A 20340-nucleotide genomic window follows, 5' to 3' on the forward strand; every position below is an offset into this window, starting at 1 on the left:
GTATGCGCGGGTGCGAGCGAAGCGGTGGGCAGTGGTGACGACGGCGGTGCTGGGCGCCGTGGTCCTGGGCGGCTGTGACGGCGACGGCGACGGTGAGGCCGGCGCCGCGCCGCAGGCTCCGGCCGCCGCGGAGGTGGGCGACGCCGCGGGAGACAGCGCTGCGGAGGACGCCGCGGCCTGCGCCGCCTACGGCGACGTGCTGACGATCCTGGAGAACGCCGACATCGGTCTCGCCGACGGCCGCATGGAGGCGCAGGAGCACGACGGCTGGTACCGGCTGGCGACCCGCGTGCTCGATCGTCTGCCGTCCGGCGGGGACAGCGCCGTGCAGACGGCGATCGGCGAGCTCCAGGAAGCCGCGCCGGTCGCGTCCGGGGCGTCGGCGGAGCCGACCGGCGTGCACTCCCCGGAGTGGGACGACGCCGAAGCCGACCTCGGTGACGCGTGCGACGCCGTCGGCGCACCGCTGACCATCGCCGTGTTCACCGGCGGATGACGCTGGGACCGGGTCAGGCGGGCTCGGCAGCGGGTGCGAGCGTGGCGGCCAGGACGCGCCAGCCCTCGTCCGCGCGCACCCAGAGGCGCGTGTAGACCAACCGCGCCGACACCGCGGTGCCGTCCTGGATCGCCTCCACGGCGGCGACCAGCCGGGTCACCCCGCTCGCGGCGTCCTCCTGGACGTCGAGCGACTCCTCCTCGAGGCGGGTGACCCGCAGCCGACCGGAGCGGTAGCCCTCCAGGTCGTCCTCCTTGGAGAAGACCGACCCGTCCGGGCCGGCGCCGACGCACCGTGGGTGCAGCAACGCGTCCAGCGCGTCGACGTCACCGGCACGCTGGGCGGCGTGGAGCGCATGCTCAGCAGCGAGAAGACTCATCGCCCGAGTCTACGGACCGGGGCCCCGGGGCCGGTCTCGGGACCGGCCCCGGGGGAGTGCGGAAGCGCGGCGCGTGCCACGGACGACGTCAGGCGTCCCGGGCTGCGAGCTCGACGCGTTCGACGCCCCAGCCGAGCGCCTCGTGGTGCACGACGCCCCAGCCGGCGCGCTCGGCGAGGCGTGCGACGTCGTCGGGCGTGCGCGGCGCGGCGCCGGTGGTGGCGAGCGAGAGCAGGGCGTGCTCGTGCGCGTGCGGGCTGAGCCCGTCGGGCGTGAAGTCCTCGACGAGGACGGCGCGCGGGGCGGCGGCGCGCATCGCGACGAGGAGGTCGACGACCTCGTCGTCGGTGCGGTGACCCGCCCCGAGCGCGCACACCGCGACGTCGGCCGCGGGCCACGCCTCGGACGCGGCGTGCGCGGTGCCGGGGCCCGCCTGCTCGCGGAGGAGTCCGAGCGGCACCGCGTCCTCGACGAGCGTGGTCGTGCGCTCGCCCGGGACCTCGGCGAGCAGGTCGGCCAGGACGAGCGCGCCGGGACCGCCGAGCGCGACGGACCGCGCTTCCGCCCAGACCGGCCAGGTGCCGAGGCCCGTGAGCACGTACGGGAGCACCCCGGCACCCTCGACGACGTCTGCGGCGCGAGCGGCGTCCGCCTCGACCTCGGCGCGCAGCGTCCGTCCGCGCGCGTGCGACCAGGCGGGGACGCCCTCGCGCAGCGCGGGGGCGAGCGCGGCGAGCGCCAGGACGGCGTCCGCCTCCAGGCCCTCGTACTCCTCGCGCTCGTGCTCGTCGTCGAGGAGTTCCTCGCCCGCGTCGTCCAGGGCGACCTTGTCGCCGTCGAACGTGACGACGCCCGACGCCGCGAGCACGCCCACCAGGGCGCGCACCGCGCCCGGCGCGACGCGCGCGACCTCGGCGAGGGTCGCGACGTCGCGCGGCCCCGCGCCGAGCTCGTCGAGCAGGCCGAGCCGGAGCGCGGCGCGGGTCGCGAACCACGGCACGGGCGACGGCACGCCCGCGGGCTGCGGCTCCGCCTCGGCGGGTCCTTCGGCGGGCGCCGACGTGGCGGCGGGCTCGGCGTGCCAGTAGCCCGTGACGTCGACGTGCGTGCGCGGCACGGCGCGCTCGCGCGTGAGGTAGCGCCGCACGGGCAGGAGCGCACGGCTCTCGCTTGCCGCCCACGCGTAGACCTGGCCGGGCCACCACTCCAGGGCGCGCACGGCTTCGTCGAGCGCGGCGCGGTCGCCCTCCGGCGCGACGACCCACCGCAAGGTGTCGCCCTCGCGCAGGGCGATGTCCTGCCGGGCGGACTCCGCGCCGACCGTGACGACGACCTGCACGGGCACGTCGACCGGCCGCTCGTCGAGGAAGCGGCCGATCGCGGGCAGCGCCGTCTCGTCGCCGGCGAGCAGCGCCCAGTCGACGTCGTCCGGCCAGACCGTCGACGCCTTGGGGCCGACGAACCACAGCTCGCTGCCCGGGCGCGCCGCCTGGGCCCACGCCGCGGCCGGACCGTCGCCGTGCAGCACGAGGTCGAGGTCGAGCTCGCCCGCCGCCGCGTCCCAGCGGCGCGGCGTGTAGTCGCGACCCTGCCGGTTCGGCGCGGGCGGCCAGTCGATGCCGTGCGCGCGCTGCACGGGCAGCGCGGACGCGACGTCGCCGTCGGACGCGAGCACGATCTTCACGTGGTCGTCGAACCACGGTGCGTCGAACGCGGGCATCGGGAGCCCGTCGCGCTCGAACGCCTCGAGCTCGGGTCCGACGAGCGTCACGCGGCGCATGCGGGGGGTGACGTCGACGACGCGCGCGACCTCGGCGCGCCGCAGGACCAGAGGGTGCGTGCGCAGGCGGTGCTGGGCCATCAGGAGAACTGCTCCTCGACGACGTCGAGCAGGGCCATGGCCTCGTGGAAGTCGCCGCGGATCGTCCACGTGGGCAGCTCGTGCGCCGCGCCGGCCGCGAACGACGGCAGCCCCGCGTACACCGGGTCGGCGGCGAGCGCGTCGAAGTCGACCTCCGCGCCGTTGAACCCGATGACGAAGACGTTCGGCGCCGTGACCACCGACGTCACCTGCTCGGCCGACACCTCGAACATGTCGCCGCCCGGCGTGTACGGCTCGGCGCCGGTCTGCTCCTGGACCGGCTGGATCGCGAAGCCGAGCTCCGTGAACGTGTTCGGCAGTGCCGTCCCCTCGATGAGCGCGAACGTCTTGCCCTCCGACGTCAGCGCGAGGAACGCCGTCTCGCCCTCCGGGACGGTGATGGCGTCGGCGACCTCGGCGACCCGGTCGTCGTACCCGGCCACGAGCTCGTCGTACGTCGCGGTGTCGTCGAGCACGTCCTGCGCGAGGAACGCGAACTGCTCCTGCCACGTCGTGTACGTGCCGCTCACGAGGACGGTCGGGGCGATCTGGCTCAGGCCGTCGTAGACGTCGGTGGCCTGCTTGAGCGGGAAGCCCCACCCGCCGCCCACGATGAGGTCCGGCTCCAGGGCGAGGATCGCCTCGAGGTTGTAGCCGTCCGCGCTCCACTCGATGAGCTCGGTGCCGTCGGCCTCGGCCTCCTCCGCCCAGAACTCGGAGAACTTCGGGTCGGGGTCGTCCGTCACCTCGGGCACGACCGCGAGCACGGGGACGTCGAGCGCGTACAGGTACCCGGCGAGGGCGTGGTTGAGCACGACGACGCGCTGCGGGTCGGTCGGGACGGTGACGTCACCCTGGTCGGTCGCCACGACCCGCTCGGCGGCGGTCTCGGTGGCGGTCGCACCGGGGTCGGCGGAGGGCTCGGAGCCCGCGCCGGACGTCGTGCCGGCGGAGCAGCCCGCCAGCACGAGCGACGCGGTGGCGGCGAGCGCGGCCAGCGCGGCGAGCGGACGGCGGGCGGGGCGACGTGACGACAGCATGGAACCTCACACTCGGCAGCAGGAAGCGGGGGCCGCACGGCGTACCGGGGCGCACCTCGCGAGGTTAGGCTAACCACACCCGTCGCACCGGACGTGCCCGAACAGGACACGACGTCTCCCGGACGCGACACACCGGGACTGAGGGAGAGGAGCACCGTGACCCCCACCGCGCTGGGCGCCGTCGTCCCCGGGAACTCCATCCGGTTCCTCGGCCACGACACGCACGAGCACGACGAGCCGCACCTCGTCCACGTCGTGGCCGGGACCGCGAAGCTCGTCGTCGACGGCGCGGCCCTCACCCTGCGGGCGCACGAGAACCTGTGGCTCGCCCCGCACGTGCCGCACTCGATGCGCCTGCCCGGAGAGTCGATGGCGCTCGGGCCCGTCCTCTCGCCCGGCGTCGAGCCGCCCTCGCGCGTCCACCGGCTCGGCGTCGTGCCGGCGATCACGTCGGTGCTCACGGCCGTGATGTGCGCCTCCCCGGCGACGCCCGAGCAGGTCGTGCCGTTCCGCGCCGCGCTCGAGGACGTCCTGCGGGGCCTCGCGGGCGACTACTTCGCCCTGACCCTGCCCGTGCACCCCGTCGCCCGGGCCGTGGCCGAGGACGCGCGCCGCGGTGCCGCGACCCTCGACGAGCTCGCCGACCGGCGGCGCGCCAGCGCGCGGCACGTCCAGCGCCTCTTCGTCGAGGAGACCGGGCTCGCCTTCGGCCGGTGGCGCACTCGTGCCCACCTCAACCTGGCCGTCGCCCGCCTGCGGGGCGGGTCGCACCTCGACGCCGCGGCCCGTGCCGCGGGCTACGCCTCGCGCGCCGGGCTGCTGCGAGCCCTGAGCCGAGAGACCGGGATCTCCGTCGCGGACCTGGCGCGCGACCCGGTCACGGCGCTCGCCGCCCCGCGCGTCGAGGACGCGGGCGGGCGGCTGGTGGCAGCGAGCGCCTGAACCGACCTGGGCCGCGCCCTTCCTACTCCTGCGTGCCCTGCGGGTTCGTGGACGGTCGGACGACCCGGTAGCGCAGGGCGGTGCGCACGCCGACCTCCTCGACGCTCACCTTCTCCAGCGCCGCCGGCGCGTCGCCGTCGAACAGGCGCACGCCGTCGCCGAGCAGGACCGGCATGACCTCCACCGCGAGCTCGTCGACGAGCCCCGCGGCCCAGAGCTGGTGGAACAGGTCGGCACCCCCGATGAACGTCACGTCGAGGTCGCCCGCGGCCGCGCACGCCTGCCGGACGGCCGAGGCGACGCCATCGGTGACGAACGTGACCCAGAGTCGATCGTTGCGCTTCGGGGCGACCGGTGGCGGCGTGTGCGTGACGACGAAGATCGGCACCTGGAACTCGTAGCCGTCCGCGTAGCCGTCGGGGTCCGGGGCCATGTCGTACGTGCGCCGGCCCATGAGGACGGCGCCGGTCCGCTCCTGGAGCGCCCGCAGGTACGCGCTGCGCCCCAGCTCCTCGAAGTCCGCGTAGAGCGCCTCGATGCTCCCGTGGGCGTCCTGGACGAAGCCGTCGAGCGACACCGCCGCGCCTGCGACCACCGTGGCCATGGGTCCTCCTGCGTTCGTGGGTCCTGGGTCGAGGGGTGAGACCCGCGCCGGGCCGACGACTCATCGGTCCTGGCGGCACCGGCACCGGTCGGGCACGTCCACGGGCACCTCCGAGGGCGATCACCGCGCACACGCCAGACTGGGTCCATGACCGTCGAGAAGGGCGCCCCGCCCCGTCCACCCGTCGCCGCCGACCCGTCGACCGCGGTGACGGACGCGGGTGCGCTCGTGGCGCGCGTGCGCGCGCTCGTGGAGCGGTCACGGGGCGGGCGGGTGGTCGTCGGGATCACGGGCAGCCCCGGCGCGGGCAAGACGACGCTCGCGACGCGGCTCGTCGCAGCGCTTGGCACCGACGCGATGCACCTGCCGATGGACGGCTTCCACCTCGCGAACGCGACGCTCGACCGGCTCGGCCGCCACGACCGCAAGGGCGCGCTCGACACGTTCGACGGCGCGGGCTTCGTCGCGCTGCTGCGCCGCGTGCGCGAGGAGCGCGACCGCACCGTGTACGCGCCGTCGTTCCACCGCGAGGTCGACGAGCCCGTGGCGGGGGAGATCGCCGTCGACCCGGCGCACCGCGTCGTCGTGGTCGAGGGGAACTACCTCCTCGTCGCGGAGGACCCCTGGGGGCGGGTGCGCGGCCTGCTCGACGAGGCGTGGTTCTGCAGCACCGGCGGCGCCGAGCGCGAGCGCCGCCTCGTCGACCGGCACACGCGCCACGGCCGCACGGTCGAGGCCGCGACCGCCTGGGCGAGCGAGGTCGACGGGCGCAACGCGCTCCTCGTCGAGTCGACGCGGCCGCGCGCCGACCTCGTCGTGTCCGGCGCGATCCCGTTCGACGCCCAACCTCAGGCGAGGTCGACGTCGGCGTAGAGCGCGGCGTGGTCGGACGCGGCGTGCGTCGCCGACGTCATCGTGTCGTAGTGGGGGAACAGGGTCCCGTTCTTGCCGCCCCACACGCCCATGCGGAACACGGACCCGCCGACGGTGCGGTCGAACAGTGCGGGGGACAGCAGCACGTAGTCGATCTTCTGGCTGGCGGTCCCGTTGCCGTACGTGCCCGGCCGGCCGTCGCCCCGGAACGCCGGGTGCTCGCTCACGTCGCGCAGGTCGGTCCGCTCCAGCAGGGGCCGCAGCGGGGTGGACGCCGGGGTGTCGTTGAGGTCGCCCACGACCACGACGTTCTCCTCCCCGCGGGCCCGCAGCGCGGCGTAGATCGCGGCGGTGCGGGTCGCCTGGCGGCGCCGGGTCGCGTCGGACTCGGCCTGCGTGCCGTAGCCCTTGGACTTGAAGTGGTTGACCAGCACGGTGAGCGTGCCACCGCCGGGCAGCTCGACGACGTACTCCGGGCAGTCGCGCCCGAACACGAGGCGCCCGCGCGAGTCGCGGTCGTCGACGTGCGAGCGCACGGTCCCGATCCGGTACGGGCGCGTCGTGAGCAGCCCGACGTCGATCCCGCGGTCGTCGTTGCCGTCGATGACCATGACGTGCGGGTAGACGGGGCGCCCGGCGCGCGTGACGACGCCCGCGTCCGTGAAGTGCTTGAGCGCGACCCGGCTCTCCGCCTCGACGACGGCCAGGACGTCCGCGTCGACGTCGGCCACGACGCGAGCGGTGTGCGTCATGGCGAGCTCGTCGACCCGGTCCTTGACCAGGTCCACCCACCCGACCCAGTCGCCCCGCCCGGTCGCGACGACCTCGGTGCGCGCCGTGCCCGCCGCCTGCGAGCCCGTGCGGCGCACGAGCCGCCCGCGCACCTGACGCAGCACCGCGAACGCGGCGGCGTCCGAGCGCAGCAGGCCGAGCGTCTCCAGGTGCTCCAGGATCTCCGCCCGCACGTCCGGGCCGTACTGCTCCTCGGCGATGAGCGCGTTGACCCGGGCGTGCGCGGCCAGGACCGCGTTGCCGCCCGTGAGCGGGCCCGCCATCGCGCGCGGGCGCTCGAACAGGTTCTCGACGTTGAACGTCCCGATCCGGAACCTCGCCATCGTGGTCTCCCTCGCGCGGTCCGGGACCCGAGGTGGGTGCGAGACGCGGACCGGCTCTACAGGGAGGGAGGGGCACGGCGCCCGGTCCCGGACGTCGAGGCGTGGGACGCCGGGAGGGGAAGCCCGGCCGGTGTCACCGCCACCGGCCGGGCGGCCCGGGACCGACCGGGGGACCGGTCGGGGACCCGTCAGCGTCTGCGCGGGGCGGGCGCCGACGGGTAGATGTCGCGGAACGCGGGCTCGAACGGGCGTCTGAGCATCCGCAGCCCCGCCTGCTCGGGCGTCCGGCCGCCCTTGGCGGCGTTGCACGGCTCGCAGGCCGCGACCGCGTTGAGCCACGTCGTCGTCCCGCCCTGGCAGCGCGGGACCACGTGGTCCATGGTCGTCGCCGTCCCGCCGCAGTATGCGCAGCGGTACCGGTCGCGGCGCAGCAGCGCCGCGCGCGAGTACGGCACGCGACCCTGGCGCTCGTACACCCACCGCGCGTGCACGTACCGCACGAGCGCGACCGAGCGCGGCCGCTGGTACGGGCCGAAGGTCTCGCCCTCGACGGCCTCGAGCACCTCGGCGACCCGCCGGTGCAGCATCCGGATGGCGTGGCGCAACGACACGCGGCCGAGCTCCTGGCTGCCGCCGAGGTTGTAGATGACCACCTCGCTCATCGTCGCGCCTCCTGTCGTGTCGGCGGCCGTCATGGCCGCGCAGCGGGGTGGGACGACGAGAGCCGCCCCAGGACGGTGCCCCAGGACGGCTCTGCAGGTGGACGACGAACGTCGTCTACCTGAGGAGCGCCCTTCGGGACGGGTCGGTGGACCACAGGTGCAGCACGCGGGTCCACCTCCCCTTCACCGGTCGTCATGGTCGAGCGTCCGGGCGGGTTCGACCGGACGCCACGAGGCTATGCCCGCGATCGCCTGACGTCCACGATTTTGCGCGGGCAGGTCGCCGGTGTCAGACGTCGGCCGCGCCCGCCGGGGCGCGTGGCGCGCGGGGTCGACCCGCGAGGGCGAGCTGCACGAGCAGTGCGCCCGACAGCACCCAGACCAGGCCTGCGGCCGAGATCGTCCCGCCCGCGAGCCACGCGACCACCCCGGCGACGACGACCGGGACGGCGAGCACGACGGCGGTGCGCGCGTCGGGCAGCGCCCCGTGCACTCCCGCGGACACGAGGCCGTGCACGGCGAACGCCCCGACGAGCAGCACGAGCTCGCCGCGTTCGAGGGCACGCGCGGGCTCGTCGAGGACGCCCCCCAGCGTGCCCGCGAGCGTGGCCAGGGCACCGGTCGTCACCAGGTGCAGGAACCACGCCGACCGGGGCGGCACCCCCGCAGGGCGCAGCAGCGACACGCCCGCGTAGCCCGACCGCACCGTGAGCGCCCACAGGCCGACGAGCAGCGTGAAGGCGCCGGCACCCGCCACGAGGAGCGTCCGGTCCCACTCCGCGCCGCTCGCGGCGTCGATCGCCTGGATGAGTCCCTCGCCGAGCACGATGATGACGAAAAGCCCCAGCCGCTCCCCGAGGTGGGGGACGTCGCTCACGGCCGCGTCGACCGTCGTCGGCACCGCGACGTCCTCGGCCCCCGCCACGTCTGCCGCGCCCCGGCGTCCGCCACGCCCGCGCCTCTCGTCCGTACGACGCGCGGGTACGCGGCCGTCGCGCCCCCGGGTGCCGCCGCCCGGGTGGTCGCGGCGTCCGCCGCGCCCGCGGCCCCGGCGCTCGCGGACCTCGTCGAGGCGCTCCTGGGCCCGCTGCACGAGGCGCTCGCCCGAGAGGGTGAGGAGCAGCAGCAGGTCGATCGCGAGGCCGACGGCCCACAGCGTGTACCGGGTCTGCCCGTCGAACCACCACGACACGACCCACGGCACGACGCCGGTCAGGGCCTGCACCACGGGCAGGTCGACGACGACGGTCGTGCGGCGCCACGGGCGCGCGGCGACGAGCCGGCCCACGACGTACGCGACCGCGAACGCCTGCGCGTGCTCGTCGTGGATGCCGGGCACCGCGGCGATCATCACCGCGAGCGCCGCCATCCCGGCGAGGATCGGCAGCGCCCGGGCGCCCTCGCCCGCGACGTTGCCGTACGTGGTGAAGCACGCCCACACGAGCCAGAACGCCGTGTACGCGACGACGTAGAGGGCGAGCCCGCCGCGGTCGTGGTCCTCCTGGAGCAGGTGGGCGAGCATGCCGATGCCCGCGACGACGACGAGGTCGAAGAAGAGCTCGAGCCACGACGCGTGGCGCTCCTCGCCGACGGGGGACGTCCCCGCGGCGGGGGCGGGGTTCGTCACGGCTCCGGGGTCGGTGCGGGCTGCGGCGGGGTCGGCGCGGCCTCGAGCGGCAGGTGCACGAAGAACCGCGTGTCGCCGGGCACGGACGTCACCGTGAGGTCGCCGTGGTGCTTGTTGACCACGATCCGCCACGAGATGTCGAGGCCGAGACCGGTGCCCTGCCCGACCGGCTTGGTCGTGAAGAACGGCTCGAAGATGCGGGGGCGGACGTCGTCGGGGATGCCGGGGCCCGTGTCGGCGATCTCGACCTCGGCACGGTCGTCGACGCGGCGGGTCGTGACCGTGAGCGTGCCGGTCCCGCCCATGGCCTGCGCGGCGTTCTCGACGAGGTTGGTCCACACCTGGTTGAGCTCGGCCGCGTAGACGGGCACGGGCGGCAGGTCGGGGGCGTAGCGGCGCACGACGTCGACTCCCGCGAGCGAGTGGTCGAGCATCGTCAGCGTGGAGTCGAGCAGCTCGTGCAGGTCGACGGGGCGGAACGGCGCGCGGTCGAGCTGGGAGTACTGCCGCGCCGCGCCGACGAGGGAGGAGATGCGCACGGTGGCGTCCTCGATCTCGGCCATGAGCTGCTCGGTCTCGATCGTGTACGCGAGCCAGCTCACCGCGCCCGTGAGCGCGCCGGCGTCGACGCGCTCGGCGACGCGGTCGAGCCAGGGCTCGTCGATCCCGGCCTGGACGAGCGCGGGGGAGACGCGCCAGCCCTCACGGAGGCCGTGGTCGTCGAGCCAGTCGGTGAGGCGGTCCTCCAGGTCGGAGGTCTCCAGCGCGCCGACGGCGTCGGCCGTCCGGGTGTCCGCGTAGCGCTCGAGCGCCTCCTCCTGGAGCCGGACGAGCTCGGCCAGGGTGGCCCGGTCGTAGGGCCCGTCGGCGATGAGCGCGAGCTTGTGCCGCATCGCGGCGACGCGCTCGCGCAGGGTCCCGGTCGCGCGCACCGCGGCGGCGGCCGGGTTGTTGAGCTCGTGCGTCAGGCCCGCCGACAGCGAGCCGAGGGCGAGCAGCCGCTCGCGCTGACCGACGAGCTGCTGCGCGTCACGCGTGCCCCAGAACACGCCCTCGAGCAGGTGCACCGCCATGGGGAACCACTCGGTCATGAGCTTGGCGAAGTCGTGCGCCTCGAGCACGAAGAAGCGGGAGGGCTCCAGGGCGCGCGCCGAGTGCAGGTACGTCTGCGGGAGCCGGTCGCCGAGGTAGGCGTTCCATGCGCCGAGGTACACGCCGACCTGGCGGGTGCGCGAGACCTCGACCTCGTCCTCGCCGACGCGCCGGTAGAGGGCGACGCCGCCGTCGAGCATGACGTAGAACGCCTCGGCGGGCGTGCCCTCGTGGAACAGCCAGCCCGCGTCGTGCCGCTCGACGTGCCCCGTCGCGCACAGCCACGCGAGCTGGTCGTCGGTGAGGTGCTCGAACAGGAACGTGGCGCGCAGCTCGTCGACGTCGCAGGGCAGCCACCCGCGGGCGGCAGCGGTGGTCGTGGAGGCGCCCTCGGCGGGCGGGGTCGTGGTCGGTTCCTCGGTGCTGGTCACGGTGTCGCCTCCGGGTTCTGCGGGGTCCGGGTCCTCGCGCGGGGTCGTGGGTGTCAGAGCTGTTCGAGGTAGCGGTGCACGAGCATGACGGCCATGGCGCCCTCGCCCACGGCGGACGCGACGCGCTTGGCGGACTCCGAGCGCACGTCCCCGGCGGCGAACACGCCGGGGACGGACGTCTCGAGGTGGTAGGGCGGGCGGTCGAGCGACCACCCGGCGGGCAGGGCGCCGTCGCGCAGCAGGTCGGGGCCGGCGAGCACGTACCCGCGCGGGTCGCGCGCGACGACGCCGTCGAGCCAGTCGGTGCGGGGCGCGGCGCCGATGAAGACGAACGCCCAGCCGCACTCGACGCGCGTGGTCGTGCCGGTGTCGACGTCGTGCAGCTCGAGGTGCTCCAGGTGGTCGTCGCCCGAGGCCGAGACGACCTCGGTGCGGGTCAGGACGCGCACGCGCGGGTGCGCCTCGACCTGCTCGACGAGGTAGGACGACATGGACCGGGCGAGGGCGTCGCCCCGGACCACGAGCGTGACCCGCTTGGCCTCGCGCGCGAGGTACAGGGCCGCCTGGCCGGCCGAGTTGGCGCCGCCGACGACGTACACCTCCTGGTCATGGCACGCGGTGGCCTCCGTGAGCGCCGACCCGTAGAACACACCGCGCCCGACGAGGTCGCCGAGCCCCGGGCCGTCGAGCAGCCGGTACGACACGCCCGACGCGAGGATGACGGTGTGCGCGTCGATCGACGTGCCGTCCGGGAAGCGCACGCTGCGCGCGGGACCTTCCACGTCGAGCTCGACCGCGTCGCGGGTCGTGACGATCTCCGCGCCGAACCGCACGGCCTGGCGTCGCGCGCGCTCGGCGAGCTGCGCGCCCGAGATCCCGTCGGGGAAGCCGAGGTAGTTGTCGATGCGCGAGCTCTGCCCGGCCTGCCCGCCCGTGGCCGTGCGCTCGACGAGCACCGTCCGCAGCCCTTCGGACGCGCCGTAGAGCGCGGCGCTGAGCCCGGCGGGGCCGCCTCCCACGACGACGAGGTCGTAGAAGTCGGCCGTGGGCCGGGTGGCGAGCCCGACGCGCTCGGCGAGCGTGGCGTCGTCGGGCGCGACGAGCGCCTCGCCCTCGGGGGTGACCACGAGGGGGAGGGTCTCGCCGTCGGTCTGGGCGGCGGTGAGCAGCCGCGCGCCCTCGGCGGACTCCGACGGGTACCAGCGGTAGGGCACGCGGTTGCGCGCGAGGAACTCGCGCACCTGCGACGAGCGCGCCGACCACCGGTGCCCGACGACGACCGTCTCGGCCGGGCGGCGCCGGTCCGTGGCGGACCACGCCTCGAGCTGGGCGTCCACGACCGGGTACAGCTTCTCCTCGGGCGGGTCCCACGGCTTGAGCAGGTAGTAGTCGAGGTCGACGACGTTGATAGCCTCGATGGCGGCCTCGGTGTCCGCGTAGGCGGTCAGCAGGACGCGCCGCGCGGCGGGGAAGAGGTCCATCGCCTGCTCGAGGAGCTCGACCCCGGTCATGCCGGGCATGCGGTGGTCGGCGAGCACGACGGCGACGTCCTCGCCCCGCAGGGCGAGCTCGCGCAGCGCGTCGAGCGTCTCGGCCCCCGACTCGGCGCGCACGATGCGGTACCGGTCGCCGTAGCGGCGGCGCAGGTCGCGCGCGACCGCGCGCGATACCCCGGGGTCGTCGTCCACCGTGACGATGGCGGGGCGGGTCGTCGCGACGGTCGGTTCCACGCGGCCTCCTCGGGCGTGCCCGCGCGGTGCGGGCCACGTGTCATCCTCCCCCCGCGCCCCATCCACGTCCACGGATCGCGTGCACGGGAGCCTGCGCGCCGTTCTCGCGGGCCGCGCTCTCGGAGGACCGCCGGGGTGCGAGCGCTCGTGGGCCGGTCCGGTGGAGCGTCAGCGGGGCGTGGCCACCGCGTGACCGGCGCGCCGCAGCGCGTCGGTCGCGTCCGTGAGGCGGGCCTCGGGCACGAGGACGAGGTCCGCGTGGAACGTGGACGCGACGAAGACGGGCACCCCGGCGCTCGCGAGCGGGCCGACGACGGACGCGAGGACCCCCGTCGCGGCCAGGTCGTGCGCCGAGCCGTAGAACCCCGCCCACCGCTCGGCGTCGTCGAAGGGTGACGCGTGCCGCACGACCGTCAGGCCCTCGGGGGCGCGCACGAGCGCGACCCACTCGTCGTCCTCCGGGAACGTCGCGCCGGGGACGTGGGCGAGGAGGAAGCGGTCGGGGACGACGTGCAGGTCGAGCGAGGTCATGGGCGGCACCGTAGCCGCCGTCGCCCACACCGGCGTCGCCGCCCGTCCGAGCCGTGGTCGGGTCCCGGCCGGGACGTCAGCGCGCGAGGCGCTCGACGACCGCCCCGAACAGCCACGGCGCGGCGCTCGCCGCGGGCACGATCGCCCCGCGGGCCGGGCTGCCCGCCCAGGCGAGCAGGCCCGTGGTCAGGACGCGGTAGTCGCGCGTGGCGCGCGACCACGCCCGCTCGTACGTGGCGGCGTCGTCGAGGTGGCGCACGACGGCGTCGGCCTGGGCGAGCCCGACGCGCACGCCCTCGCCCGTGAGCGCGTCGACGTACCCGGACGCGTCGCCGACGAGCCGCACCCGCCCGGCCGCGCGCCGTCTGGCGCGCTGGCGCAGCGGCCCGGCGCCGCGCACGCGCCCCAGCACGGGGGCGTCCCGCAGCCGGTCGGCGAGCTCGGCGAACGCGGCGAGCCCCGCGGGGGCGCCGTCGTCGTCCGTCCGTGCCGCGGGAGGGTCGCCACCCGGGCGGCGGCCGGTGTCGCCGCGCCGGGCGAGCACGGCGACGCCGACGACGTCGGGCGCGACGGGCGTCACGTACGCCTCGGCGTGCGAGGTCCAGTGCACCTCGACGAGGTCGCTCCACGGCGCCGTGCGGTAGTGGGTGCGCAGCCCGAACCGCGCCCGGCCGCGTGCGGGGACGTCGAGCCCGGTCAGGCGCCGGACCGTGGAGTGCAGCCCGTCGCACCCGAGCACCCAGGACGCGCGCACGAGCGTGCGCGGGCCGCCCGCGTCCTGGTCGTCGTGGTGCGCGGCGCCGTGCGAGGTGTCGAGCGCGACGTCGACGCCGCGCGCGTCCTGGCTCAGCCCCCGCAGGGTCGCCTGCTCGATCTGGACGCCCTCGGCGAGCGCGCGGTCGCGCAGCGCGGCGTGCAGGGCGGTGCGCCGCACGCCCCGCCCGGGCCCGGCGGCGAAGGGGTGGTCGGCGTGACGCGTCGCGTCGCGGTAGCTGATGCCCGCGAGCGGGTGCCCGGGGGGGTCGACGCCGAGGTCGAGCACCGCGGCGAGCGCGCCGGGCAGCAGCCCCTCCCCGCACGCCTTGTCGATGACGCCGTCGCGCCGGTCGACCACGACGACCTCCCGCCCGGCCCGCCGGGCCTGCAGCGCCGCCGCCAGGCCGACCGGCCCGCCGCCCACGACGAGGACCTCGGTGCGCGCCGGGACGCTCACGGCGCGGTGGCGAGGGCGAGCGCGCGCTCCTCGGCCGGGATGCGGAAACGGGCCAGGAGCACGGCGTTGAGCACCGTGAACGCGAGCGCCGTGACCCAGCACGAGTGCACCAGCGGGAGGGCGAACCCCTCGACGACCACCGCGACGTAGTTGGGGTGCCGCAGCCACCGGTACGGGCCGCGCGCCACGAGGGGGAGGCCGGGCACGACGATGACGCGCGTGTTCCACCGCGGCCCGAGCGTCGCGATGCACCACCAGCGCAGGCCCTGGCTCGCGAGCACGAGCGCGAGCATGGGCCAGCCGAGCCACGGCAGGAACGGCCGGTCCGCGAGCCACGCCTCGGCGACGCACGCGAGCAGGAGCCCGGTGTGCAGGGCGACCATCGCGGGGAAGTGCCCCCGGCCCGACTCGACGCCGCCGCGCGCGAAGGACCAGCGGGCGTTGCGCGCGGACACGACGAGCTCCGCGAGCCGTTCGAGGGCCGTGGCACCGACGAGCGCGACGTACCAGGCGAGGCTCATCGGCCCGCTCCCGGGGGTGTCGCGCCGTGCGCGGGGCCTGCGCCGCGCCCGTCGAGGCGCAGGAGCACGAGCTCGGTGCTCACTCCCGGCCCGAACGCCATGAGCACGGCGGGGGTGCCGGGCGGCGTACGGTCGCGCCCGAGCGTCGCAGCGAGCACGTGCAGCACGGACGCGGACGACAGGTTCCCGACGTCGCGCAGGGACGCGCGGCTCGCCGCGAAGCTCTCCTCCTCGAGCCCGAGCGTGTCGCGCACCGCGTCCAGGACGCGCGGGCCGCCCGCGTGCACGACCCACGCGCCGACGTCGGCGGGCTCGAGGTCGTGCTCGACCAGCAGGGCCTTGACGTCGCCGAGCAGGTGCGCGCCGATGAGCTCGGGCAGGCGCGCGGACAGCACGATCTCGAACCCCGTGTCCGTGACCCGCCACCCCAGGTCGCCGGTGGTACCCGGGTGCAGGTGGGAGCGCGAGTCCACGACGCGCGCCCCGGCCGGGCGCGGGGCGCTCCCCGGCGCCGGGAGGTGCGGCCCGGTACGGCGCGCGGACGGGTGCTCGTCGCCCACGAGGACGGCGGCCGCGGCGCCGTCGCCGAACAGCCCGGAGGCGACGAGGTTCGCCGTCGACGGGTCGCCGCGCTGCAGCGTCAGGGAGCACAGCTCGACCGCCACGAGGAGCGCGACGTCGCGGGGGCGCCCGCGCAGCAGGTCGTCCGCGCGCGCCAGGCCCGCCGCGCCCCCGGCGCACCCCCACCCGAACGAGGGCGTGCGCCGCACGTCGGGCCGCAGCCCCAGCCGGGCGGCGACCAGCACGTCGAGCGTGGGCGCGCCCACGCCCGTGACGGTGGTCAGGACGACGTGGTCGACCTCGTCCGCGCGCAGCCCGGCGTCGTCGAGCGCCGCACGGCACGCGCGCTCGGCCAGGTCCGTCCCGAGCGCGAGGAACGCGTCGTTGGCGGCCCCGAACGTCAGCCCCGCGTACGCGTCGAGGGGAAGCACGAGATGGCGCGTCTCGACGCCCGCGTGCGCGTGCAATCGGCGCGTGAGCGCGCGGCGCACCGGGTCGTCCGTGAGCAGCTCGCTCGTGACCCGGGAGATCTCGTCCTGGCGGTACGCATGGTCGGGCAGAGCGGTCCCGAGGGCGACGACGCGCGACATGCCCGCATCGTCCCACCGGCCGGGTCGGCCCGCGCGGGGGAGAGGCCCGGTCGCGGCCCGGGGCTCCGGCGCGGGCGCACGGGCCGTCGGCGGGCTAGGTTGCCGCCATGGTGACCGCTCGCCCGTGGGGGCTCGTGCGGGGACTCGTCGTCGCGAGCCACTTCCCGCCGACCGTGATGGTCACCGCGTTCGCTCTCGCGCTCTCGCTCGGGATCGGTGCGGGCGCCCGCACGACGACGCTCGTCGCGCTCGCGGTCCTCGTCGGCCAGCTCTCCGTCGGGTGGAGCAACGACTGGCTCGACGCGCGGCGCGACCTCGCGGTCGGGCGCGCCGACAAGCCCGTCGTGACCGGGCTCGTCACGCCCGCGACCCTCCGGGCCGCGGCGCTCGCGGCCCTCGGCGCGTGCGTGGTGCTGTCGCTCGCCACGGGCGTCGTGCCGGGGACGGTGCACGTCGTGGCCGTCGCGAGCGCGTGGTCGTACAACGCGGTGCTCAAGGCGACGTGGTGGTCGTGGGCCCCGTACGCGCTCTCGTTCGGCCTGCTCGCGGTGTTCGTCGTGCTCGCCGCGCCGGGTGACGGCCGGCCCGCGCCGTGGGCGGTGGGGGCCGCGGCGCTGCTGGGCGTGGGCGCGCACGTCGCGAACACGCTGCCCGACCTGGAGGACGACGCCGCGACCGGGGTGCGCGGCCTGCCGCACCGGCTCGGGCGGCGCGCGAGCTCGGTGCTCGCGCCCGTGGTGCTCGGCGTCGCCTCGGCGGTCGTCGTGCTCGCTCCGCCCGGTGCGCCGGACGCGGTGCGCTGGGTGCTGGGCGGGGCCGCCGTCGGGCTCGCGGTCGCCGCCGGGGTCGTGGGCGTGGTGCGGCCGCGCAGCCGTGCCCCGTTCGCGCTGTCGATGGCGGTGGCGGGCGTGTGCGTCGTGCTGCTCGTGCTCGCGGCGCCTGCCGTCGTCGTCCCGGGCTGACCGGGCGGCGGAGGAGTCGTCTGGGGCGAGCCCGGGACACGGGTCAGCGCGTGAGGTGGACCGACGCCTCGGCGGTGTAGGTCTGGAACGTGAGCGACGCGAAGAGGTAGAGGCGCACCTCGTCGACCGTGTGGTCGAGGTACCCGATGGACACGTCCTGCCCGATCGTCAGCTCGTGGTCCCCGCCGCGCGTGGTGAGCAGGTACCCACCGCGCAGCGCGGGCGCCCACACGATGTCGCGCTGCACCATGCGCTCGAGCTGCTCGCGGATCGGGTACCCGTGGTCGCGCGTCTCGGAAACGGCCGTGTAAAGGTCGGCGTCGAGCACGAGCGCGTACGGGCCCTCCACGCCCGCGAGGCGCAGTTCGGTCTGGGCCTGCGCGACGGCGTCGGGCAGGTCGCGCGGGTCGGCCGGCACGGCGATCGCCGGGTTGTCCGACCCGGGGCCGATCCCCGTGATCCCGGCGGCCGCGTAGCCCTCGAAGACGGCGCGGTCCTCCGCGCGCGCGAGCGCCGTGGCCGCGTCCTTGACGGGCTGCCAGTCCGAGTCCTTCGACCCGCGCGCGACGTCGTCGACCGCCTGCCGGGACACCGTGAACGGGACCTGGAGCTCGACGAGCGGCACGACGTCGCGCAGGCGTGCCCGGATGCCGTCGTGCGGCGCCTCGACGTCGGTCACGTGGCCCGTGCGTGCGCACGCCGTGCCGAAGCCGAGCGGGCCCGTCACGTCGACCACGCGCCGCCCCGCGACGTTGCGGACGAACGTGCGTCGCGCCTCGTCGGCGATCTCCTCCCACGCCGCGTCCGTGACGGGCGCGAGCCAGCGGTGCAGGTTCGAGTCGCCGGGCGCGCCGGCGCCGCTCGTGGGGGCGACCGGGCCCAGGTCCGGTTCCGAGGTGCTCACGACGGTTCTCCCTTCAGCGACCCGATCGCGAGGGACCCGACGGGCGCGGTGGTGGCGGGTGCGGCAGGCTGTCCGGTCGCGGTCGCGGTCGCGGTCGCGGTCGCGACCGCGGGGCCGGGCTCGGTGGGCGCGGGCTCGCCGGGCGTTTCCGGGGCGTCGTCGGCGAGCGACTCGAGCAGGTCGAGCGAGGGGACGAAGAACGACGTCCCGGTGAGCGCGGTCGACACGTCGAGGATGTGGTCGTACCGGCCTGGCGGGTTCCCCACGAACATGTTGTCCAGCATGCGCTCGACGACGCCGACGTCCGCGGCGTACGCGATGTAGTAGGTGCCGAACTCTCCCGTCGAGGGGTCGCCGAACGCCATGTTGTCGCGCAGGACGTCCCGCTCGGTGCCGTCGTCCTCGACGATCGTGTTGAGCGACACGTGCGAGTCCGGGGGCTGCACGTCGTCCGCGAGCTCGACGTCGTCGAGCTTGGTGCGCCCGATGATGCGTTCCTGCGCCTCGACGGGCAGCGCGCCCCACGCGGCGAGGTCGTGCACGTACTTCTGCACGACGACGTGGCTGCCGCCCGCGAACGGCCCGTCCGGGATGATCGCGGCGCCCGCCGCAGCCCGGCCCGTGGGGTTCTCCGTCCCGTCGACGAAGCCGAGCAGGTCGCGCGAGTCGAAGTACCGGAAGCCGGTCACGTGGTCGTCGACCCGCACCGCGTCACCGAGCGCGGCCATGACCTGCCGGGTGAGCTCGAACGTCAGGTCGGCGCGGTCGGCCCGGACGTGGAACAGCACGTCGCCCGGGGTCGAGGGGGCGTCGTGCACGGCGCCCTGCACGGCGCGGAACGTGTGCAGGCCCTCGGGCCGTGGCGCCCCGGGTGGGCGCACCGCGTCCCAGAACGTCGCGCCGAGCCCGACGACGCACGTCAGCCCCGCGGCCGACTGGCGGAACCCGACCGCGCGCACGAGGTCGTTCACGGACGACGCGACGTCCAGCAGGCGCTCGCGCGACCCGGGCGACCCCGTGGCGCTGACGACGAGGAAGACCGCGGACTCGGTGAGACCGCCCAGGACGGGCTGCGGCTCGGGCACGTCGGCCGGTACGGCGATGCTCGCGCCGGTTCCCTGGGTCGTGTTCTGCGGCACGAGGCGAGCGTGCCACGCGCCGCGCGGGAGCGCACTCGCGCCGGGTGACGGGAGCCGGCCGTCCCACCCTCAGCGCGAGGCCCGGACGAGCCCGTCGACGACGGCCGTCGCACCGGGGGAGGGACGTTCGCCGTAGGTGACCGCGAGCACCCGCCGTGCCGCCCCCGGCAGGGCCTGCGCGCGCACGCGTGCGTCCCGGTGAGCACGCAGCGCCAGGGCCGGCAGCAGCGACACCCCGACCCCCGACCCGACGAGTGCCTGCACCGCGACGTAGTCGTCCGTCTCGAACGCGATCCGGGGTGTGAAGCCCGCCCGTTCGCACCGGCCCACCAGGTCGGCCCGGCACCGTTCGCAGCCCGCGATCCAGTCCGCGTCGGAGAGCGTCGCGAGGTCGCCCGGCACGGCCGAGGGGACCTCGTCCACCTCGCCGGCGCCGGTCCCGACCTCCCCGGCGTCGGCCGAGCCACGGTCGCGATCGGTTCGACCAGCAGCCGGGCGCACGAGGAACAGCTCCTCGTCGAGCACGCGTACCGCGCGCAGGCCCTCGACGTCGACCGGAGAGCGGTCGTGCTCGAACACGAGCGCGACGTCCACGGCTCCGCGCCGCAGCGCGTCCAGCGCCTCCGGCGGTTCCGCCTCCACCAGGCCCACGCCCAGGCCCGGATGGTCGCGCGCGAGCCGTGCCACGACGTCGGGCACCAGCGTCGCGAGCGCCGACGGGAACGCCGCCAGGCGCACCCGGCCCGCGGACAGCGACACCAGCGCGTCCAGCTCGTCCCGCGCCGCGCCCACGCGCCCCAGGATCTCCTCCGCCCGTGCGGCGAGGAGCCGCCCCGCCGCCGTCAGCCGCACCCCGCGCCCGTGCCGCTCCAGCAGCGGCACGCCCACCTCCGCCTCCAGGCGCGCCAGGTGGTGGCTCACCGAGGGCTGTGCGTAGTGCAGCGACCGCGCGGCCGCCGTCACCGACCCCTCGCGCGCCACCGCCGCCAGCACGCGCAGCCGCGTCAGGTCCATCTCGACTCCCGCACCTGCCAAGCATAGATCTGGTCGATCGATCCACTCAGAAC

The 20340-nt window shown here is 76.0% G+C and carries 20 protein-coding genes; 4 read left to right on the top strand and 16 right to left on the bottom strand.

Going from position 1 to position 20340, the window contains the following annotated elements:
• Window positions 1-10: 10 nt before the first annotated feature.
• Window positions 11-496 carry a hypothetical protein gene (locus FIC82_RS11775; RefSeq protein ID WP_154798677.1) on the top strand — a complete coding sequence of 162 codons (486 nt, stop codon included), beginning with the start codon at window positions 11-13 and terminating at the stop codon, window positions 494-496.
• Between the two features lie 13 nt (window positions 497-509).
• Here FIC82_RS11775 and FIC82_RS11780 read toward each other — a convergent pair whose 3' ends face one another.
• The 3 genes from FIC82_RS11780 to FIC82_RS11790 all read right to left on the bottom strand — a co-directional run bounded on the left by FIC82_RS11780 (window position 510) and on the right by FIC82_RS11790 (window position 3776).
• Window positions 510-875, bottom strand: a complete 366-nt coding sequence (locus tag FIC82_RS11780) for a nuclear transport factor 2 family protein (protein WP_154798678.1) — start codon at window positions 873-875, stop codon at window positions 510-512.
• Between the two features lie 88 nt (window positions 876-963).
• Window positions 964-2736, bottom strand: a complete 1773-nt coding sequence (locus tag FIC82_RS11785) for a siderophore-interacting protein (RefSeq protein ID WP_154798679.1) — start codon at window positions 2734-2736, stop codon at window positions 964-966.
• Window positions 2736-3776, bottom strand: coding sequence for an ABC transporter substrate-binding protein (locus FIC82_RS11790; RefSeq protein WP_154798680.1), 1041 nt, complete (start codon window positions 3774-3776; stop codon window positions 2736-2738). The genes FIC82_RS11785 and FIC82_RS11790 overlap by 1 nt, the downstream gene beginning before the upstream one ends.
• A gap of 156 nt (window positions 3777-3932) precedes the next feature.
• On the opposite strand from FIC82_RS11790, the gene FIC82_RS11795 reads away from it, so the two are divergent.
• Window positions 3933-4718, top strand: a complete 786-nt coding sequence (locus tag FIC82_RS11795; RefSeq protein ID WP_168731785.1) for a helix-turn-helix domain-containing protein — start codon at window positions 3933-3935, stop codon at window positions 4716-4718.
• 22 nt (window positions 4719-4740) lie between these two features.
• On the opposite strand, the gene FIC82_RS11800 is transcribed toward FIC82_RS11795, so the two are convergent.
• Entirely contained in the window at window positions 4741-5322 is a 582-nt protein-coding gene (locus FIC82_RS11800) for a dihydrofolate reductase family protein (RefSeq protein WP_154798681.1), read from the bottom strand.
• Window positions 5323-5469: 147 nt separating this feature from the next.
• Here FIC82_RS11800 and FIC82_RS11805 point away from each other — a divergent pair, with 147 nt between their 5' ends.
• Window positions 5470-6195 carry a nucleoside/nucleotide kinase family protein gene (locus tag FIC82_RS11805; protein ID WP_154798682.1) on the top strand — a complete coding sequence of 242 codons (726 nt, stop codon included), beginning with the start codon at window positions 5470-5472 and terminating at the stop codon, window positions 6193-6195.
• Here FIC82_RS11805 and FIC82_RS11810 read toward each other — a convergent pair.
• The 9 genes from FIC82_RS11810 to FIC82_RS11850 form a co-directional block, all read right to left on the bottom strand.
• Window positions 6171-7310: an endonuclease/exonuclease/phosphatase family protein gene (locus FIC82_RS11810; protein WP_154798683.1), complete on the bottom strand. Its 1140-nt coding sequence runs from the start codon at window positions 7308-7310 to the stop codon at window positions 6171-6173. The genes FIC82_RS11805 and FIC82_RS11810 overlap by 25 nt on opposite strands.
• A gap of 188 nt (window positions 7311-7498) precedes the next feature.
• On the bottom strand, window positions 7499-7972 hold the full coding sequence (locus tag FIC82_RS11815) for an HNH endonuclease (RefSeq protein WP_154798684.1): 474 nt from the start codon (window positions 7970-7972) through the stop codon (window positions 7499-7501).
• Window positions 7973-8261: 289 nt separating this feature from the next.
• Window positions 8262-9599 carry a low temperature requirement protein A gene (locus tag FIC82_RS11820; protein WP_154798685.1) on the bottom strand — a complete coding sequence of 446 codons (1338 nt, stop codon included), beginning with the start codon at window positions 9597-9599 and terminating at the stop codon, window positions 8262-8264.
• Window positions 9596-11122, bottom strand: a complete 1527-nt coding sequence (locus FIC82_RS11825) for an ATP-binding protein (RefSeq protein WP_253691082.1) — start codon at window positions 11120-11122, stop codon at window positions 9596-9598. The genes FIC82_RS11820 and FIC82_RS11825 overlap by 4 nt, the downstream gene beginning before the upstream one ends.
• Before the next feature lie 53 nt (window positions 11123-11175).
• Window positions 11176-12852: an NAD(P)/FAD-dependent oxidoreductase gene (locus FIC82_RS11830; RefSeq protein ID WP_168731786.1), complete on the bottom strand. Its 1677-nt coding sequence runs from the start codon at window positions 12850-12852 to the stop codon at window positions 11176-11178.
• 168 nt (window positions 12853-13020) lie between these two features.
• Window positions 13021-13383: an ACT domain-containing protein gene (locus tag FIC82_RS11835; protein WP_154798686.1), complete on the bottom strand. Its 363-nt coding sequence runs from the start codon at window positions 13381-13383 to the stop codon at window positions 13021-13023.
• A 76-nt stretch (window positions 13384-13459) separates the two neighbouring features.
• A complete protein-coding gene (locus FIC82_RS11840) occupies window positions 13460-14698 on the bottom strand; it encodes an NAD(P)/FAD-dependent oxidoreductase (protein WP_336240032.1) in 1239 nt (412 codons plus the stop codon).
• Complete coding sequence (locus FIC82_RS11845) at window positions 14593-15117, bottom strand: isoprenylcysteine carboxyl methyltransferase family protein (RefSeq protein WP_154798687.1); 525 nt, start codon at window positions 15115-15117, stop codon at window positions 14593-14595. The genes FIC82_RS11840 and FIC82_RS11845 overlap by 106 nt, the downstream gene beginning before the upstream one ends.
• Entirely contained in the window at window positions 15114-16268 is a 1155-nt protein-coding gene (locus FIC82_RS11850; RefSeq protein WP_154798688.1) for a type III polyketide synthase, read from the bottom strand. Before FIC82_RS11850 ends, FIC82_RS11845 begins: the two co-directional genes overlap by 4 nt.
• A 107-nt stretch (window positions 16269-16375) precedes the next feature.
• Here FIC82_RS11850 and FIC82_RS11855 point away from each other — a divergent pair, with 107 nt between their 5' ends.
• Entirely contained in the window at window positions 16376-17230 is an 855-nt protein-coding gene (locus FIC82_RS11855) for a UbiA family prenyltransferase (protein WP_154798689.1), read from the top strand.
• 43 nt (window positions 17231-17273) lie between these two features.
• Here the strand turns inward: FIC82_RS11855 and FIC82_RS11860 are convergent, their stop codons facing one another.
• The 3 genes from FIC82_RS11860 to FIC82_RS11870 form a co-directional block, all read right to left on the bottom strand.
• Window positions 17274-18134, bottom strand: a complete 861-nt coding sequence (locus tag FIC82_RS11860; RefSeq protein WP_253691084.1) for a family 1 encapsulin nanocompartment shell protein — start codon at window positions 18132-18134, stop codon at window positions 17274-17276.
• The gene (locus tag FIC82_RS11865; protein ID WP_253691086.1) at window positions 18131-19273 is read right to left on the bottom strand and encodes a Dyp-type peroxidase; all 1143 of its coding nucleotides are present in this window, start codon (window positions 19271-19273) and stop codon (window positions 18131-18133) included. Before FIC82_RS11865 ends, FIC82_RS11860 begins: the two co-directional genes overlap by 4 nt.
• 69 nt (window positions 19274-19342) lie before the next feature.
• Window positions 19343-20287 carry a LysR family transcriptional regulator gene (locus FIC82_RS11870; RefSeq protein WP_154798690.1) on the bottom strand — a complete coding sequence of 315 codons (945 nt, stop codon included), beginning with the start codon at window positions 20285-20287 and terminating at the stop codon, window positions 19343-19345.
• Between the last annotated feature and the right edge of the window lie 53 nt (window positions 20288-20340).

This window comes from Cellulosimicrobium protaetiae (assembly GCF_009708005.2).
GTDB lineage: Bacteria > Actinomycetota > Actinomycetes > Actinomycetales > Cellulomonadaceae > Cellulosimicrobium > Cellulosimicrobium protaetiae.

Coding starts and splice junctions, on each gene's coding strand:
- FIC82_RS11780 (WP_154798678.1), bottom strand. CDS start 875: ATGAGTCTTCTCGCTGCTGAGCATGCGCTCCACGCCGCCCAGCGTGCC.
- FIC82_RS11785 (WP_154798679.1), bottom strand. CDS start 2,736: ATGGCCCAGCACCGCCTGCGCACGCACCCTCTGGTCCTGCGGCGCGCC.
- FIC82_RS11790 (WP_154798680.1), bottom strand. CDS start 3,776: ATGCTGTCGTCACGTCGCCCCGCCCGCCGTCCGCTCGCCGCGCTGGCC.
- FIC82_RS11800 (WP_154798681.1), bottom strand. CDS start 5,322: ATGGCCACGGTGGTCGCAGGCGCGGCGGTGTCGCTCGACGGCTTCGTC.
- FIC82_RS11805 (WP_154798682.1), top strand. CDS start 5,470: ATGACCGTCGAGAAGGGCGCCCCGCCCCGTCCACCCGTCGCCGCCGAC.
- FIC82_RS11810 (WP_154798683.1), bottom strand. CDS start 7,310: ATGGCGAGGTTCCGGATCGGGACGTTCAACGTCGAGAACCTGTTCGAG.
- FIC82_RS11815 (WP_154798684.1), bottom strand. CDS start 7,972: ATGAGCGAGGTGGTCATCTACAACCTCGGCGGCAGCCAGGAGCTCGGC.
- FIC82_RS11835 (WP_154798686.1), bottom strand. CDS start 13,383: ATGACCTCGCTCGACCTGCACGTCGTCCCCGACCGCTTCCTCCTCGCC.
- FIC82_RS11845 (WP_154798687.1), bottom strand. CDS start 15,117: ATGAGCCTCGCCTGGTACGTCGCGCTCGTCGGTGCCACGGCCCTCGAA.
- FIC82_RS11850 (WP_154798688.1), bottom strand. CDS start 16,268: ATGTCGCGCGTCGTCGCCCTCGGGACCGCTCTGCCCGACCATGCGTAC.
- FIC82_RS11855 (WP_154798689.1), top strand. CDS start 16,376: ATGGTGACCGCTCGCCCGTGGGGGCTCGTGCGGGGACTCGTCGTCGCG.
- FIC82_RS11870 (WP_154798690.1), bottom strand. CDS start 20,287: ATGGACCTGACGCGGCTGCGCGTGCTGGCGGCGGTGGCGCGCGAGGGG.